The 16,774-nt window shown below is 65.5% G+C and carries 12 protein-coding genes; 4 read left to right on the top strand and 8 right to left on the bottom strand.

Translation table 11 applies throughout. From position 1 onward, the window contains the following. Positions 1-185 precede the first annotated feature (185 nt). Complete coding sequence (locus ACIP0B_RS09025) at positions 186-4,316, top strand: deaminase domain-containing protein (protein WP_400831320.1); 4,131 nt, start codon at positions 186-188, stop codon at positions 4,314-4,316. A gap of 1 nt (position 4,317) precedes the next feature. On the opposite strand, the gene ACIP0B_RS09030 is transcribed toward ACIP0B_RS09025, so the two are convergent. The 5 genes from ACIP0B_RS09030 to ACIP0B_RS09050 all read right to left on the bottom strand — a co-directional run bounded on the left by ACIP0B_RS09030 (position 4,318) and on the right by ACIP0B_RS09050 (position 8,644). After that, complete coding sequence (locus ACIP0B_RS09030) at positions 4,318-6,135, bottom strand: ABC transporter ATP-binding protein (RefSeq protein ID WP_400831322.1); 1,818 nt, start codon at positions 6,133-6,135, stop codon at positions 4,318-4,320. Then, positions 6,128-6,730, bottom strand: a complete 603-nt coding sequence (locus ACIP0B_RS09035; protein ID WP_170930268.1) for a DsbA family protein — start codon at positions 6,728-6,730, stop codon at positions 6,128-6,130. Before ACIP0B_RS09035 ends, ACIP0B_RS09030 begins: the two co-directional genes overlap by 8 nt. 36 nt (positions 6,731-6,766) lie before the next feature. After that, a complete protein-coding gene (locus tag ACIP0B_RS09040) occupies positions 6,767-7,708 on the bottom strand; it encodes a rhodanese-related sulfurtransferase (RefSeq protein ID WP_400831323.1) in 942 nt (313 codons plus the stop codon). 102 nt (positions 7,709-7,810) lie between these two features. Further along, entirely contained in the window at positions 7,811-8,110 is a 300-nt protein-coding gene (locus ACIP0B_RS09045; protein ID WP_065257175.1) for a BolA family transcriptional regulator, read from the bottom strand. A gap of 12 nt (positions 8,111-8,122) precedes the next feature. Continuing rightward, complete coding sequence (locus ACIP0B_RS09050; RefSeq protein ID WP_085578063.1) at positions 8,123-8,644, bottom strand: DUF2059 domain-containing protein; 522 nt, start codon at positions 8,642-8,644, stop codon at positions 8,123-8,125. Positions 8,645-8,837: 193 nt separating this feature from the next. Here ACIP0B_RS09050 and ACIP0B_RS09055 point away from each other — a divergent pair, with 193 nt between their 5' ends. Beyond that, positions 8,838-10,232, top strand: a complete 1,395-nt coding sequence (locus ACIP0B_RS09055; RefSeq protein WP_400831325.1) for a class II fumarate hydratase — start codon at positions 8,838-8,840, stop codon at positions 10,230-10,232. Positions 10,233-10,368: 136 nt separating this feature from the next. Here ACIP0B_RS09055 and ACIP0B_RS09060 read toward each other — a convergent pair whose 3' ends face one another. After that, positions 10,369-11,328 (bottom strand): DMT family transporter, encoded by a 960-nt coding sequence (locus tag ACIP0B_RS09060; protein ID WP_400831327.1) that lies wholly within the window; start codon positions 11,326-11,328, stop codon positions 10,369-10,371. Between the two features lie 209 nt (positions 11,329-11,537). On the opposite strand from ACIP0B_RS09060, the gene ACIP0B_RS09065 reads away from it, so the two are divergent. Next, complete coding sequence (locus ACIP0B_RS09065) at positions 11,538-11,732, top strand: DUF6316 family protein (RefSeq protein WP_400831328.1); 195 nt, start codon at positions 11,538-11,540, stop codon at positions 11,730-11,732. Between the two features lie 75 nt (positions 11,733-11,807). Here ACIP0B_RS09065 and ACIP0B_RS09070 read toward each other — a convergent pair whose 3' ends face one another. Beyond that, entirely contained in the window at positions 11,808-12,992 is a 1,185-nt protein-coding gene (locus ACIP0B_RS09070) for a thiolase family protein (RefSeq protein WP_400831329.1), read from the bottom strand. Between the two features lie 103 nt (positions 12,993-13,095). Then, a complete protein-coding gene (gene pap, locus ACIP0B_RS09075; protein ID WP_400831330.1) occupies positions 13,096-14,610 on the bottom strand; it encodes a polyphosphate:AMP phosphotransferase in 1,515 nt (504 codons plus the stop codon). A 172-nt stretch (positions 14,611-14,782) separates the two neighbouring features. On the opposite strand from pap, the gene mnmC reads away from it, so the two are divergent. Next, complete coding sequence (gene mnmC / locus ACIP0B_RS09080) at positions 14,783-16,762, top strand: bifunctional tRNA (5-methylaminomethyl-2-thiouridine)(34)-methyltransferase MnmD/FAD-dependent 5-carboxymethylaminomethyl-2-thiouridine(34) oxidoreductase MnmC (protein ID WP_400831332.1); 1,980 nt, start codon at positions 14,783-14,785, stop codon at positions 16,760-16,762. The last annotated feature ends 12 nt before the right edge of the window (positions 16,763-16,774 follow it).

A 16,774-nucleotide genomic window follows, 5' to 3' on the forward strand; every position in this document is an offset into this window, starting at 1 on the left:
CGTCTCTATCAGACCGTCCCCCCAAGACTAGGAGGCGTTCAAGGTTACGGCAAGCGTCTGATCGGCCACCCTTCGGCACAATCGTCCACCCTGCATATGTACCGCCAACCCCGGCGCGGGCACCGTTTTACTGGGCACTCCGGATTCCCGACATCCCGGTCGGGGACCTCGCCAAGGAGTGCGACATGACACAGACATCCGAACCGGCAACCGATACGGACACCGCTGAGGAGTTGCGCGCCCGGCAAGCGCTCGGCTTCGATGACACCCTGAACGTGGAGCGGCTGATCCGCCAGCCCAACGCCAAGGACCGAAAGCTGTTCCGTTCGCTGCAGCGCAGCCATCCCGTCACCCTGCGGGCATTGACGCTCGAAGACCTCTCCGCCAGAAGCCGCGACGCACTGATCGTCACCACGGTAAAAGATTTCATGGCCGGCAAGCCGGCGCTGATCAGGCACCTGGGCGCCGAAGAGCTGCGACTCGCATCCGAAGGAGCGCTGCGCGCTACGCCTTCGGCATTCCTTCTGCGGATACTGGGTTCGGCTCCGGCCCGGGACCTGGCCAGTCGCCTGCTCAAGGCACTCAGGTGGTATGGCGCAGTCTCCGGCGAACAGACACCGGAATCGTTGCGCCATCAACTGCTGTGCAGGGCCATCGCCCTCTACTCATCCGGATCATCGGGCGACGATCCGCAGGTGCTGGCCGGTTTCCGGTGGCAGGATCCGGCCCGCTGGGGCAAGAGCTATCAGACGCTGCGCAGGGAATTCGAACAGCACCTGCGGCTGACGGGACGTGCGGTCAACACCAAGGAAGCCGTGTTGCTGGCCCATGTCCTCCAGACCCGGCTGTCCAGGGACTTCACGGTGCCCGATATCCCTTCCGACCTCCGCTACAAGAGTTCGGTGGTGTGGGTGAACTTCATGCATGGGGTGCTGCTGGCAGAGGAACTGAACCTGGACGGTGCGCAACCGTTGTCTTTCCAGCAGCTCGTCGACCTGCCCATGGAGCGCAGCATGGCTGCCTCACCGGAAGAACTGGCGACGATCGCACGGCTGAGACTGGCGCCGGCGCTGGAGTGGGCGGTCTGCAACGGGGTCGTTCGCTCGCGCCCCGCCGGCGATTATGACCAGGCCGATGCCGGTAGGGCGCTGGACGCCCTGGAGCGCCACAGCAAAAACCTGACCGATGCCGTGCTGACACTGGACGCACCGCCGCCGGAAAGAATGAAGATGGCCAAACGGATCCAGGATCAACTGTTCGGCGTCGATACGTTCGGATCCGACGGCCGCACCCTTCTGCCGGATGGGCCTTCCGACCGTTACGGGCACGGGCTCACACCGACCTTGACGCTGCGGGGCCGCGAGTTCGTCGATGTCCTGGCCGACGGACAATTCGAAAACGGGAGGAAGTGGCATGTCACCCGCTCCGACGGCAAGACACACAGCGGCCAATGGATCAGGATCGACGGCGAGCGAATTCTCCACTGGGAGAGCTGGGACGCCAAACGCGGACAAACGGCTCCGGCCCTGCTCCTGGGAAGGCCCAATCCGAACGGCAAGGCGTTGCCTGACATCAATGCCTTGTTCGAAGAACGGTTCAATGCCTACCTCTCGACCGCAAGGACGGCCTATCGGACCCTGATCGTCGGTCTGCTGGCCTCGCTGCCGCCGGGCGACCGCCGCCTGCTGGAAAAGGCCGAGATCCGGGTTCTGTGCCTGCGCAAGAAAACCCCGGCAAGCCAACCGCTCCAGGATGTCCAGGCCAGAAAGGGATTCATCCTGGAGGCGATCCTCGAGGGTGACGCCCACTATTACGAGGTCATTCCGAGCGCGGGGGTCGTTCGTCGACGGACAGCCTTGCGGTATGTCTTCTCCAAGGGGAACTACACCGAGTACCCGTTGCGCGCCCCGATCCCCGGGAAGCCCTTTGATCCCGCAGCGCAACATGACCTGCTGCTCGACTGGACCGCTCACCTTAACGGCACCGCCCCCAAAGACGTTGCCTATGGCACGGCTTACATCGATGAGGTCGCTCGCCTGTCCGCTGGGCAGCCACCCGGGCCGGACACCCTCGACGAAGGAGGCATCGCCTGGGAATCCCCCGGACTCTTGGCGTTGGGGCAATCCATAGCCGACGGGTTGCTGTTTGTCGATGGAGAGCGCCTGCGCACCCAAGCCCGTGGCGTGACTGTCTTCGACGAGCAGAGGGCCAGAGAGGAACGGAAGTGGGAGACGCTTCTGGCGCTCGTCAAGGGATGGGTGCCCTTCTGGGGCAGCAGCGAAGACCTCCAATCCGACAAGGCCACCGACCGGGTCATGGGCGGCATCGGTCTCTTTCTGGATCTGGCGTCCTTTCTTTTCCCTGTCGGCAAGTTCATCTCCGGCTCGGTGCACCTGGCCAGGATCGGCGCCAAGACCTCCCAGATGGCGGTCAAGGCCAGCTTGCCCTCCTTTTCGACGCTGTCGCGCAAACTCCTGGTCAGTTCACTGAACAACCTGAATCCGCTGGACGGCCTTCCGGCGCTGTTCAAATCAATGGCCAGCGGCATCCGCCTGGCAGGCTCGCGCGCACTGAGGCACCTGACGGCAAAGAACCACGACGTTTCCCGGGCCATCGATACCGCGCGCCGGAAGCCCCTGGCCGACGGCGACCGACTGGCGACGGTCAAAGGAACGGATGACGTGTGGGTACGCAACACCAGCGCCTCCGATCCGGCGCGCTTCCACCTCGTCGATCCGCTGACGTCGTTGCCCTACGGCCCGCGCCTGTCCATTTATCCCAAGGACTTCACGCAAGGACTGTCGACGTTCCCGATGCTGCCGCCGACCGCGACCCATGCCCTGGCATTGCTTCCCGAAAAGGCGCACGTCCGTGAACTGCTCGAAACAAACGGCCGCACCACATTGCTGATCGATGACGTTCCCTATCGGCTGGACAGCGGCCAACTGCGTCGCGCCGATCTGATCGACGATCGGGCGCTGTACAAATCGTTGCCGTGCCGGGCAAAACGCTCGCCGGAAAATGAAGTCTGCCAAACGGTGCATGTCACCCGAGAACCGGCACCGACGCCCCCCCTCGGCAGCCAGGACGAAAGCAAGGGCTGGGCACCCTGGTTCGGCGACACCTTTTACTCACCGGCCGTCGCCGGCCAGCCGACAGCGCTCAAAACCCTCAAGGCCCTCGAAACATTCAAGGCCACAGCGCATTTCCAGAAAGGAATCTATGCACGGATCAAAGCAAGAGTTTCCTATGGCAGACGGAACCTGTTCGACGAGTTCAAGGCCGGCGCCATCCTGGTTCCATCGAAGGACGAATCGAAGCGTTACCTGTTCACCCGACTCGATGCAGGCGACTTCTACGTCGCCGAACTCTCGCCAGGCCAAAGCATTTTCCCCTCGCAGACCCTGCGCAAGGCGCAAACCTTGCCCTCCGACCTGGCCGAGGAGCTGAAGACGGTCTACACAGGCTCGCTCAACGCCAACAACATGGTCAGGATCCACGGACAGGCGCTGGTGGAGCGCGCGTTGAAAACCATGGAAGAGATCGCCATTCCGATCGGCGGCCATGCCAACCCTCCCCAAACGCTGAAATGGCTCAAGGTCGATACCAGTCCGGGAGAAGCGCTGCTGTTTGACCATTCCACACGCATGATGGTCAGCCGGCTCCCGGCCGGAACCGCCTCCTGGTCACGCAGCAAGATCGCCGACGAATCCTTCCGCCGTCGGGCCGCCGAGATATTCGATACGTTGTTCGGGGAAAAGACCATCGCCGTCAAACCGAACAGTGACCTGAAAATCAACAAGGCGATGAGCAAGTTTCAGAACCTGCTGCCTGCGGAACAGAGGGCGACGAATGCGCGCAACATCGCATATGCCGATGTCGAGACATCAACCGGAGTGCGCGAAGTTTACGTAAGCGTTTCCGGCGGACAAGGACTGACGGGGGAACTGCCGCTGTTCAAGTCGGCGTCGGCCCAAGAGAAGGTCGTCATCGACGGCACCGCCTACATCAACGCTGACTTCGGTCAGGACGTTGCCAGAACGTCGTTGAGCGTCTCCGGCGAAGGAAAGGTGTACGCCATTCCCCTTACGATCCGCGACGTGGAAACCTACACGCCGACAATGACCAGCCGCCCGACCTCGCTGGACAGCGAAGCCAAGCTGATCGCCCTCCTCAGGGAACGGTATCCGGACAAAAGCATGCTCAGATCGGTGGACGTGGCCACGACCATGCCGCCCTGCAACAGCTGCTCGGTCGTCATCAAGGAGTTCGGGCACGACGGTTCGGCGGACGCTCTGAAGATCCTGTGGGGCTGACCTACATCCGCTGCAGGTGACCGTAGAGCTTGGCGTACAGCCCGCCGTCGGCGATCAGCTGCTGGTGGTCGCCGTCTTCGGCCACCTGCCCGCCGTCGAACACCAGCACCCTGTCGGCCTGCTTCACCGCCGACAGGCGATGGGCAATGATCAGGGTGGTGCGACCATTGAGGAACCGCGCCAGGGCCTGGTGCAGGTTGTACTCGGTGGCGGCGTCGAGGGCCGAGGTGGCTTCGTCGAGGATCACCACTTTCGGCTCGGCCAGGATCATCCGCGCAATCGCCAGGCGCTGGCGCTGGCCGCCGGACAGGCGCACGCCGGAGCGGCCGACGATGCTGTCCAGGCCATCGGGCAGCGCACGGATGGCGGGTTCGAGCTGGGCGATCTCCAGCGCCTGCCAGCAGGCCTCGTCGCTGCGGGTGCGGCCCATGGTCAGGTTGGCCCGCACCGTGTCGTTGAACAGCGCCGGATGCTGCAGCACCACCGCGACGTTTTCCCGTACCGTCTCCAGGCCGATGTCCTGCTGGGTCGAGCCGCCGAAACGGATGGTGCCGGCCTGCGGCGTGTACAGCCCCAGCAACAGTTGCACCAGGGTGCTCTTGCCGCCGCCGCTGGCGCCGACGATGGCCACCTTCTCGCCGGGGGCGATGGACAGGTCCAACCGGTCCAGCACCAGTTCGTCGCCGTAGCCGAAGCTCAGGCCCTGCACCTGGATGCCGACCGTCTCGCGGCCCCTGAACGGGTCGATGCCGCCGGGGTACTGCGGCTCGTCGGCGCGGGCCAGCAGTTCGTTGATCCGCGCCAGCGCGCCGCCCGCCGCGTAGTAGGCGTATTGCAGGTTCAGCAACTGCTCCACCGGGCCGATCATGAACCACAGGTAGCTGAACACCGCGAGCATCTGGCCGATGGACAGGTCGGAGAACAGCACCGTGAGCATCGCCGCCGCGCGGAAGATGTCGATGCCGAACTGGAACAGCAGGCCGCTGGCCCGGTTGGAGGCGTCGGTCTTCCACTGCGAGTTGACCGCATAGTTGCGCACTTCCTGGGCCCGCAGGCCGAGGCGACCGAGGAAGAAGCCCTGGCGGTTGCCGGCCCGCACTTCCTGGATCGCGTCGAGGGTTTCGCTCAGCGCCTGGGTGAAGCGCGAGGTGCTGTCGTTCTCCAGTTTCTTCAGGTGCTTGACCCGCTTGCCCAACTGCACCGTGGCGTAGATCACCAGCGGGTTGAACAGCAGGATCAGCAACGCGAGCTTCCAGTGCATCCACACCAGGATGCTGGCGGTGCCCACCAGGGTCAGCATCGCCACCAGGAAACGGCTGAGGGTTTCGCCGACGAACTTGTCGAGGGTGTCCAGGTCGGTGACCAGGTGCGTGGTCACCGTGCCGCTGCCCAGGCTTTCGTACTCACCGAGGGAGATGCGCTTGAGGCGCTCGATCAGCCGCACCCGGATGCGGTAGACAATGTCCTTGGCCAGCCGGGCGAACAGCCGGGCCTGCAGCACGCCGAAGCACAGGGCGCTGCAGCGCAACGTGAGGGTCACCAGCAGCATCAGGCCGATGTAACCGGCCGCTTGCTGCCACATCGACGGCAGCACATGGTTCATGGCCTTGAGCGCAGCGTCGCCGTGACCGAGCAGGACTTCGTCCACCAGCAGCGGCAACAGCAACGGGATCGGCACGCTGCACAGCGTCGCCAGCACGGCCACGCCGTTGGCGATCCACAGGGATTTCTTGTGATGCAGCGCCAGTCGCCGGACTTCCGCCCAGCTCAGCCGGTCGACACGCTTGACGGCTGGCGTGTCATCGGCCGGGTCAGACACAGGCGGCGCGCTCCAGCCATCGGCCGAGCAACGGCGACAGTTCGCCAAGCGGCTGATATCCGTTGGTCAGCAGCGCCAACTGGCCGTTGCGTTCGGCCAACAGGGTCGGGAATCCGGCGATGCCCAGATCCTGCACCCAGCTGAAATCGGCGGCGGTGGCCGCATGCTGCTCGGCGCGGTCGAAGGCTTCGGCGAACTCGATGCGCGGCACGCCGGCCCGCTCCGCCAGCTCCACCAGCACGCTGGCGTGGGTGACGTCGCGGCCTTCGGCGTAGAACGCGTGCTGGATCAGGCCCAGGAGCTTCCAGGCGCAGTCCGGCGCCAGGCTGCGTGCGGTGACGATGGCGCGACAGGCCGGCTCGGTGTCGTAGACGAAACCGTCGGGCAACGCACCCTCGAAGCGGAACGGCTGGCCCGTGGCCTCGGCGACCGCGTGCCAGTGTTCGAGGATGTAGCGCCGGGTGGTCGGCTCCAGCGCCGCACCGCTGCCGGTGCGCAATCCGCCGACCACCAGGTGCAGCTCGACCCCGGCGGCCTGCGCCTGCTCGACCAGTGCCTTGGCCACCGGGGCGAACCCCCAGCACCAGGAACACATCGGATCCATCACATAGAGCAGGCGCGCTGACATGGTTCAGGCCTCGGTGGATGCTTGCTTATAGTTGTAGCCGATCGGGTGCGGCAGGTTGCGCGACTTGGCCAGTTCGATCTGCTTTTGCCGGTCGATGGCGCTGCGGCGGGTCTTCTCGCTGAGGGTGTCCCAGCAGTGCGGGCAGCTGATGCCGGCCACGTAGTGCTCGGAGGCGCGGTCCTCGACGCTCACCGGGGTGCGGCAGGCGTGGCACTGGTCGTAGTCGCCTTCGCTCAGGTCATGGCGCACGGTCACGCGGTTGTCGAACACGAAGCAGTCGCCCTGCCATTTGGTCTCCTCCTGCGGCACCTCTTCAAGGTACTTCAGGATGCCGCCCTTGAGGTGGTAGACCTCTTCGAAGCCTTCGCCCAGCATGTAGCTCGACGCCTTTTCGCAGCGGATGCCGCCGGTGCAGAACATCGCGACCTTCTTGTGCACGGCCGGGTCGAAATGGGCCTTGATGTAGTCCGGGAACTCACGGAAGGTCGTGGTCTTCGGATCGATGGCGCCCTCGAAGGTGCCGATCGACACTTCGTAGTCGTTGCGGGTGTCGATCAGCAGCACCTCGGGGTCGCTGATCAGCGCGTTCCAGTCCTGCGGCTCGACGTAGGTGCCGACCTTCTTGTTCGGGTCGACGCCCGGGACGCCCAGGGTCACGATCTCTTTCTTGAGCTTGACCTTGGTGCGGTAGAACGGCTGCTCGTCGCAGTACGACTCTTTGTGGTCGATGTCGATCATGCGCGGGTCGTCGCGCAGCCAGGCCAGCAGCCCGTCGATGCCTTCGCGGCTGCCGGACACGGTGCCGTTGATGCCTTCCTCGGCGATCAGCAGGGTGCCCTTGATGCCGTTGTCGACCATCGCCTTGAGCAGCGGCTCGCGCAGGTCGACGTAATTTTCGAGGGTGACGAACTTATACAGTGCCGCCACGACAATCGGTTGTGTCATGGGTGTCTCTCCAGGTGGCTACCCTCGCAAAGGGTGAACCGGATGCGAAAAAAAACGCGCCGGGTCAGCGGCGCGTTGCGGATTCTAGCAAAAAACCAAGGGTCAATGCTTGCTGCCGCCTGCACAGGTCGGCGACGCCGGGGCGGCCCCGACCTCTGCCCATTCCTGCGGGGTGTAGGTGTGCAGCGCCAACGCATGGAACTCGCCCATCAGTTCGCCGAGCGTGCCGTAGACCTTCTGGTGGCGCTTGACCCGGTTCAGGCCCTCGAACTGGGCACTGACCACCACGGCCTTGAAGTGGGTCTGCAGGCCGCGGCTGTGCATGTGGCTTTCGTCCAGCACCTGCAGGTGTTCAGGCTGAAGCAGGGCCAGCGTCGATTCGATGCGTTGCTGCATGGTCATCACGGACTCCGCTTACGGCTTTTTCTTGGCCGGAGCGGCGCCTTTCGGGGCCAGCTCGTTGGTCATGTCGTCCAGCAGCTTGTTGACCACCGGCACGGCGCTTTCCAGCTTGGCCTGGGTCATCTGCGCCGATTGCTGGGTCAGTTGCGGCATTTTCTCCAGGACTTTCTTGCCCAGCGGCGACTGGTAGAACGCCACCAGGTCCTTGAGCTCCGATTCGCTGAAGTTGCTGGTGTAGAGCTTGACCATGTCCGGCTTCAGCTTGTTCCAGCCGATGGCCTGGTCCAGGGCGGCGTTGGCCTTGGCCTGGTAGGTTTCCAGCACGGCTTTCTTGGATTCCGGCGCCTTGGTCTGTTCAAAGCGCTGGGCGAACATCTGCTGCACTTGCATGTACACCGGAGTGCCCAGCTTGTCAGCGTGCGCCAGGGTCAGGAAAGCTTCGGCACTGGCGTTGTGGCTGGCGGTATCGGCAAGCACCTGGCCGCTGGCGCAGACCAGGGCAACCGCGGTGCAGATGGCACGAAGACGAGTCATCGAGTTTCCTTTTCTAGCAGGCGAGGTAAAACCCCAAGGGCGACCATTCTGCGCCTGATTAACATCGAGGCTCAACCCCCGGGCCTTGCCGCGCTTGCCTGGCGGGCGTGACCGGTCAACAATCGATCCGATGGAACCACCCCGGCCGAAGCCGGCCTAAACAGCGCAAATCAGACCGACAGGAGTGTGCACGATGAGCCGTATCGAAACCGACAGCCTGGGCCAGATCGAAGTCCCGGACGACGCTTACTGGGGCGCTCAGACGCAACGCTCGCTGATCAACTTCGCCATCGGCCAGGAGCGCATGCCGTTGCCGGTGCTCCATGCCCTGGCCTTGATCAAGAAGGCCGCCGCACGGGTCAACGACCGCAACGGCGACCTGCCCGCCGACATCGCCCGCCTGATCGAGCAGGCCGCCGACGAAGTGCTCGACGGCCAGCACGACGACCAGTTCCCGCTGGTGGTCTGGCAGACCGGCAGCGGCACCCAAAGCAACATGAACGTCAACGAAGTCATCGCCGGCCGCGCCAACGAACTGGCCGGCAACCCGCGCGGCGGCAAGCTGCCGGTGCACCCGAACGATCACGTCAACCGCTCCCAGAGCTCCAACGACTGCTTCCCCACCGCCATGCACATCGCCACCGTCCAGGCGGTGCAGGGCCAACTGCTGCCGGCCATCGCCGAGCTGTCCGGCGGCCTGGCCGAGCTGTCGGCGCGGCACATGAGACTGGTCAAGACCGGCCGCACCCACATGATGGACGCCACCCCGATCACCTTCGGCCAGGAACTGTCCGGCTTCATCGCGCAGCTGGACTACGCCGAGCGGGCGATCCGCGCCGCGTTGCCGGCGGTGTGCGAGCTGGCCCAGGGCGGCACGGCGGTCGGCACCGGCCTCAACTCGCCCCACGGCTTTGCCGAAGCCATCGCAGCCGAGCTGGCGGCGCTGTCCGGGCTGCCGTTCGTCACCGCGCCGAACAAGTTCGCCGCCCTCGCCGGCCACGAGCCGCTGACCGCCTTGTCCGGCGCCCTGAAGACCCTCGCCGTGGCGCTGATGAAGATCGCCAACGACCTGCGCCTGCTCGGCTCAGGCCCCCGCGCAGGCTTCGCCGAAGTGAAGCTGCCGGCCAACGAACCGGGCAGTTCGATCATGCCCGGCAAGGTCAACCCGACCCAGTGCGAGGCGCTGTCGATGCTCGCCTGCCAGGTGCTGGGCAACGACGTGGCGATCGGTTTCGCCGCGAGCCAAGGCCACCTGCAACTGAACGTGTTCAAGCCGGTGATCATCCACAACCTGCTGCAATCGATCCGCCTGCTGGGCGACGGCTGCAGCAACTTCCAGCAGCACTGCATCGCCGGGCTGGAGCCGGATACGGAGAAAATGGCCGAGCACCTGGAGCGCGGCCTGATGCTGGTGACGGCGCTGAACCCGCACATCGGCTACGACAAGTCGGCGGAAATCGCCAAGAAGGCCTACAGCGAAGGCCTGACCTTGCGTGAGGCGGCGTTGCAGCTGGGTTACCTGACCGACGAAGAGTTCGATGCCTGGGTACGGCCGGAGAACATGCTGGAGGCCGGGGCCAAGGGCTGATCCCTGCGGCGCCTTCGCGGGCGCCATCGCCAGCAGGCTGGCGCCCACAGGGTTCTGCGGTGAACACAGAGGCTGCATTCACCCAAGTCCTCTGTGGGAGCCAGCCTGCTGGCGATGGCCTCGGCAAGGGCCCCGCTCAGCCCGGCACGGCCTTGGCCCGCCGCGCCTTGAGCCCGGCGATCAGCGAAGGCCCCAGGGCCACCAGCGCCGACCCCAGCACCACCAGCACCGCCCCGCCGTACGCCAGCAGGTTGATCTGCTCGGCGTGCACGTAGTCAGGCCACCACCAGGCCGCCACCGCCACCGCCCCGAACGTCACCAGCGGCGTGATCGCCAACGTCGCGCTGACCCGCGACGCTTCCCAGTGCGCCAACGCCTCGGCGAACGCGCCGTAGGCGACCAGGGTGTTCATGCAGCACGCCAGCAGCAGCCAGCCCTGCAACGGGCTGAGCGCGAGCGCCTCCAGCGGGTGCACCCAGGGCGTGAGCAGCAAGGCGCAGAACAGGTAGATCACCATCATCACCTGCAGCGAGTTCCACACGGTCAGCAACTGCTTCTGGCCCAGCGCATAGAACGTCCACACGGTCGAGGCCAGCAGCACCAGCAGGACGCCGGCGGTGTAGTCGGACAATGACGTCAGCAGCTCCGCCAGGCGCTGGTTGAAAAACAGCGCGAAGCCGATCAGCAGCACCGCCAGGCCGATGCCCTGGCCGATGCTGAAGCGTTCCTTGAACACAAAGAGGCTGGCGATCAGCAGCATGATCGGCCCCATCTGCACCACCAGCTGCGCCGTGCCCGGACTCAGCAGGTTCAGGCCCATCAGGTACAGCACGTAATTGCCGACCAACCCCAGCACCGCCATCAGCACCAGCCAGCCGCCCTTGGGCCCGAGCGCCTTGCGGCTGGGCAGGCGCCGGGTGGCCGCCAGGTAGACGAACAGGCAACCGCCGGAGACCAGCAGGCGGAACCACGTCACGGTGATCGGATCCATCGCCACCAGCACCTGCTTGAGCTTGATCGGCAGGATTCCCCACAGAAACGCGGTCAGCAAGGCCAGGAACATGCCGTACACCCAGCGGCCCGAAGAAATGTGCATGAGTACCCCGAAATCGACTGACGAGTGCGCCCATTCTAGGCGCGGCGGCCGGCGCGACACAGGGACAGTTGGGGTCAGGCCGCAAACGGAACGGTGCAGGTCGCAGCGGAACGTTGACGCACGCCCGTTGATCGGCTGGGCGGGCGCGCCAAGTGCTTCAGGCATAAGCTCATTGGACACTTTCCAGCGCCCCCTCAAGGAGACGGACCATGTACGGCATGCGCGCCCAGGATCCGGCACCCGCCATGCACTTTCGCAGCGACCGGCTGTGCCGGGTGAACGGCGAACTGTTCTTCAGCACCCGGGAGAACACCCTCGAAGGGCCGTTCGACAGCCAGGAGAAAGCCGAGCAGGAGATCCGCGCCTACATTGCGCGGATGCAACTGCTGGATGCTGGCAGATAGAGCAAGAACCTGTTCCCTGTGGGCGCGAGCCTGCTCGCGATGGCGGTCAAGCAGGCGACATGGCTGCCTCAGGGCTCAACGCACCGCCTCGAACAACCCGGTCGCGCCCATCCCGCCCCCCACGCACATGGTGACGATCCCGTAACGCAGGTTGCGCCGCTGCAGCTCGCGCACCAGGTGCCCGACCTGACGCGATCCGGTCATGCCGAACGGATGGCCGATGGAAATCGAACCGCCGTTGACGTTGTACCGTTCGTTGTCGATCTCCAGCCGGTCGCGGCTGTACAGGCACTGTGAGGCGAACGCCTCGTTGAGTTCCCACAGATCGATGTCCGCCACCTGCAGTCCCTTGGCCTTGAGCAGTTTCGGCACCGAAAACACCGGACCGATGCCCATTTCGTCCGGCTCGCAGCCGGCCACGGTGAAACCGCGGAAAAACGCCTTGGGCTTGAGACCCAACTGCAAGGCCTTCTCCAGGCTCATCACCAGGGTCATCGATGCGCCGTCGGACAGTTGCGACGAGTTGCCGGCGGTCACCGAACCGTCTTCGGCGAACACCGGCTTGAGGCCGGCCAGGCTTTCGTAGGTGGTGTCGGGGCGGTTGCAGTCGTCGCGGTCGACGATGCCGTCGAGGATCTGCTCGGCGCCGGTGCCCTTGTCCTCGACCCGGTACTTCACCGCCATCGGCACGATCTCATCGTCGAACAGCCCCGCCGCCTGGGCCTGGGCGGTGCGCAGCTGGCTTTGCAGCGAGTACCGGTCCTGGGCCTCGCGGCTGACGCCGTAACGCCGCGCCACCGTTTCGGCGGTCTGGCCCATGGTGTGGTAGATGCCCGGCACCTGCTGCTTGAGCAGCGGATTGATCAGGTGGTCGGTGTTGACGCTCTTGAGGGTCAGGCTGATCGACTCGACGCCGCCGGCCACGATGATGTCGCTGCAGCCGGATGCGATCTGGTTGGCGGCGATCGCGATCGCCTGCAGGCCGGACGAGCAGAAACGGTTGAGGGTCATGCCCGCCGTGCCGGTGCCCAGGTGCGAGAGCACCGCCACGTTGCGGCCGATGTTGTAGCCCTGGGCGCCTTCGTTGGAGCCGGCGCCGACGATGCAGTCCTCGACGCTGGCCGGGTCGATGTCGTTGCGGGTGAGCAAGGCATTGACGCAGTGGGCCGCCATGTCATCGGGACGGGTCATGTTGAACTTGCCGCGAAAGGATTTGGCCAGGCCGGTCCGGACGCTGTCGACGATCACCACTTCACGCATCGCACACCTCATTGCAGTAGTCGGTTGGGAGTGGCTCCGAGCATAAGTCCACCCCTGGACCGGCCGCGACGATCATTCACCCGGCGTATGCGTGCCCATCGGTTCAGCTCTTGCGCTTTTTCTCCCGGCGGTCGGACCTTTCGAAGGCCTCTTCCAGCGCCCGGCTGATCGTGCGCAGCACCTTGACCCGGGCCCAGCGCTTGTCGTTGGCCTCGACCAGCGTCCACGGCGAGACCTCGGTGCTGGTGCGGTCGACCATGTCGCCCACCGCCGCGCGGTAGGCATCCCACTTGTCGCGGTTGCGCCAGTCATCCTCGGTGATCTTGAAGCGCTTGAACGGGATTTCCTCCCGGGCCTGGAAGCGCTCCATCTGGGTGTCCTTGTCGATGGCCAGCCAGAACTTGACCACGATCACCCCGGCGTCGGCGAGCTGTTCCTCGAAGTCGTTGATCTCGCCGTAGGCCCGCAGCCAGTCGGCCTTGCTGCAAAAGCCCTCGACCCGTTCCACCAGCACCCGACCGTACCAGGAGCGGTCGAACACGGTGAACTTGCCCCGGGCCGGAATGTGCCGCCAGAAGCGCCACAGGTACGGCTGCGCACGTTCCTCTTCGGTCGGTGCGGCAATCGGCACGATGCCGTACTGACGCGGATCGAGCGCCGCCGCCACCCGCCGGATCGCCCCGCCCTTGCCGGCCGCGTCGTTGCCTTCGAACACCGCCACCAGCGCGTGGCGGCGCATGCGCTTGTCGCGCATCAGCCCGGACAGCCGGGCCTGTTCGGTGATCAGTTGCTCTTCGTAGTCCTTCTTGTCCAGGGACTGGGTCAGGTCGAGGCTGTCGAGCAGGTTCATCTGATCGACCGGCGTGCCCAACGGCGCGGCATTGACCTCATGCGGGTGAACATCCGGGCGTTTGAGCGCGTTCTGCAGCCCCTCCAGCAGGATCTTGCCCACCGCCAGGCTGCGGTAATGGGCGTCCATCCCTTCGATCACGTGCCAGGGCGCGTAGTCGCGGCTGGTGCGGCGCAGCACGCGTTCCCCGTATTTGACGAACTTGTCGTAGGTCTGCGACTGCTGCCAGTCCAGCGGGCTGATCCGCCAGCTGTGCAGCGGGTCGTCGGCCAGGGCCTTGAGCCGCGCCTTCATCTGCTTCTTGGACAGGTGGAACCAGAACTTGAAGATCAACGCGCCTTCATCGCAAAGCATTTTTTCCAGGCGCTCGGCGGCGTTGATCGCCTGGTCCAGCCGCGGATCCTTGAACAGCCCGTGCACCCGTCCCTGGAGCATCTGGCTGTACCAGTTGCCGAAGAAGATGCCCATCCGCCCCTTGGCCGGCAGCATCCGCCAGTAGCGCCAGGCCGGCGGCCGGGCCAGTTCCTCGTCGGTCTGCTGATCGAAGGTGCGCACTTCGATCAGGCGCGGGTCCATCCATTCGTTGAGCAGCTTGACCGTTTCGCCCTTGCCGGCCCCTTCGATCCCGTTGATCAGGACGATCACCGGAAAGCGCCGCTGCTGCTGCAGTTCGAACTGGGCTTCGAGCAGCGCTTCGCGCAGGGCCGGCACGGCGGCTTCGTAAGTGTCTTTGTCGATGGCGTGACCGATTTCAGCGGATTCGAACATGGGACGGCTCCTTCCAGGGTTCAGCAAGACTAGCGGATCGGGCGCTGGCGCGGCACGGAAATTCCGGTGGGTGGCGGATTGTCCGCGAGCCTGCGTGCGCACGGCTTGCCATGGATCAAGCCAGGCCTGCGCAATCGGCTAGAATGGCCGCCTTGCCGTTGCCGAGCCTGCCATGAAACCTGAACTGCCCCACGCCCAGCTCGACTGGGACGACCAGGGACGCCCGCGCTCGCGGGCCTTTGACGATGTGTACTTCTCCGACCAGTCCGGGCTGGAAGAGACCCGCTACGTGTTCCTCGAACAGAACCGCCTGGCCGAGCGCTTCGCCGCATTGCCGGCGGGCGGACGTCTGGTGATCGGCGAGACCGGCTTCGGCACCGGCCTGAACTTTCTCTGCGCCTGGCAGTTGTTCGAAGAGCACGCCCCGGCCGGTGCGCGGCTGCATTTCGTCAGCGTCGAAAAGTACCCGCTGAGCCCTGCGGACCTTGAGCGCGCACTGGCGCTGTGGCCGGAACTTGCAGTGTTCGCGGACCGGTTGCTGCGGCGCTATGTGGCGATCCATCAAGGGTTCCAGCGCATCGTGCTGGACAACGGGCGGGTGACCCTGACGCTGCTGATCGGCGATGCGCTGGAACAGTTGCCGCAACTGGACGCGCGGATCGACGCCTGGTTCCTCGACGGTTTCGCGCCGGCGAAGAACCCGGACATGTGGACCGCCGAACTGTTCGCCGAACTGGCCCGGCTGGCGGCGCCCGGCGCAACCATCAGCACCTTCACCAGCACCGGCTGGGTGCGGCGCCTGCTCAATGCGGCGGGCTTCAAGATGAAGCGCACGCCGGGCATCGGCCACAAGTGGGAGATCCTGCGCGGCGAATTCCTCGGCTGGCCGGCGGAGGTGCCCGCCCCCGCACCGGACAAACCCTGGTTCGCCCGCCCGGCCCCCGTGCCCGGCAAGCGCCGGGCGCTGGTGATCGGCGCCGGGCTGGCCGGCTGCGCCAGCGCCGCCAGCCTCGCGGCCCGGGGTTGGCAGGTCAGCCTGCTGGAGCGTCACGGCGCGGTGGCGCAGGAAGCGTCGGGCAACCCCCAAGGCGTGCTGTACCTGAAGCTGTCGGCCCATGGCACGGCCCTGTCGCAGCTGATCGTCAGCGGTTTCGGCTACACCCGCCGCCTGCTGGAAAGCCTGCAGCGCGGCACCGACTGGGACGGCTGCGGTGTGCTGCAACTGGCGTTCAACGACAAGGAAGCCGAGCGTCACGCACAACTGGCCGCCGCGTTCCCGCCGGATCTGCTGCAATGGCTCGACCAACCCCAGGCGCAAGACCGTGCCGGGATCGGCCTGGCCCACGGCGGCCTGTTCTACCCGGAGGGCGGCTGGGTTCACCCGCCGGCGCTGTGTCAGGCTCAGGCTGCGCAACCGAACATCGAACTGCTGCGCCACCACGAGGTGCTGGAGCTGCGCAAGGTCGACGGCCAGTGGCAGGCCTTCGACGGTGATCGCCTGATCGCCGGCGCACCGGTCGTGGTGCTGGCCGGCGCCGCCGACGTGCGGCGCTTTGCGCAAAGCGCCGAACTGCCGCTCAAGCGCATTCGCGGGCAGATCACCCGCCTGGCTCAAACGCCACAGAGCCAGGCGCTGAAGACCGTGGTGTGCGCCGAAGGCTACGTCGCCCCTGCCCGCTTGGGCGAACACACGCTGGGCGCCAGTTTCGACTTCAACAGCGACGACCTGACCCCGACCGTCGCCGAACACCAGGGCAACCTGGCGATGCTCGACGAGATTTCCACCGACCTGACGGCACGCCTGAACCTCCAAGGGCAGGACGTCGGCCACCTTCAGGGGCGTGCGGCCTTTCGCTGCACCAGCCCCGATTACCTGCCCATCGTCGGCCCCCTCGCCGACCGCGAAGCCTTTGCCCAGACCTATGCCGCACTGGCCAGGGACGCCCGGCAAGTGCCGCAGGTGCCTTGTCCATGGCTCGACGGCCTGTACGTCAACAGCGGGCACGGCTCGCGCGGCCTGATCACCGCTCCGCTGTGCGGCGAGTTGCTGGCGGCATGGCTGGACGACGAGCCGCTGCCCTTGCCCAAAGCCGTTGCCGAGGCCTGCCATCCCAACCGGTTCGCCCTGCGCCGGCTGATCCGCGGCAAATGAAGCCGGATCCGC

The sequence above is a fragment of the Pseudomonas sp. NPDC089534 genome (assembly GCF_044749305.1).
Taxonomy (GTDB): domain Bacteria; phylum Pseudomonadota; class Gammaproteobacteria; order Pseudomonadales; family Pseudomonadaceae; genus Aquipseudomonas; species Aquipseudomonas ekonensis.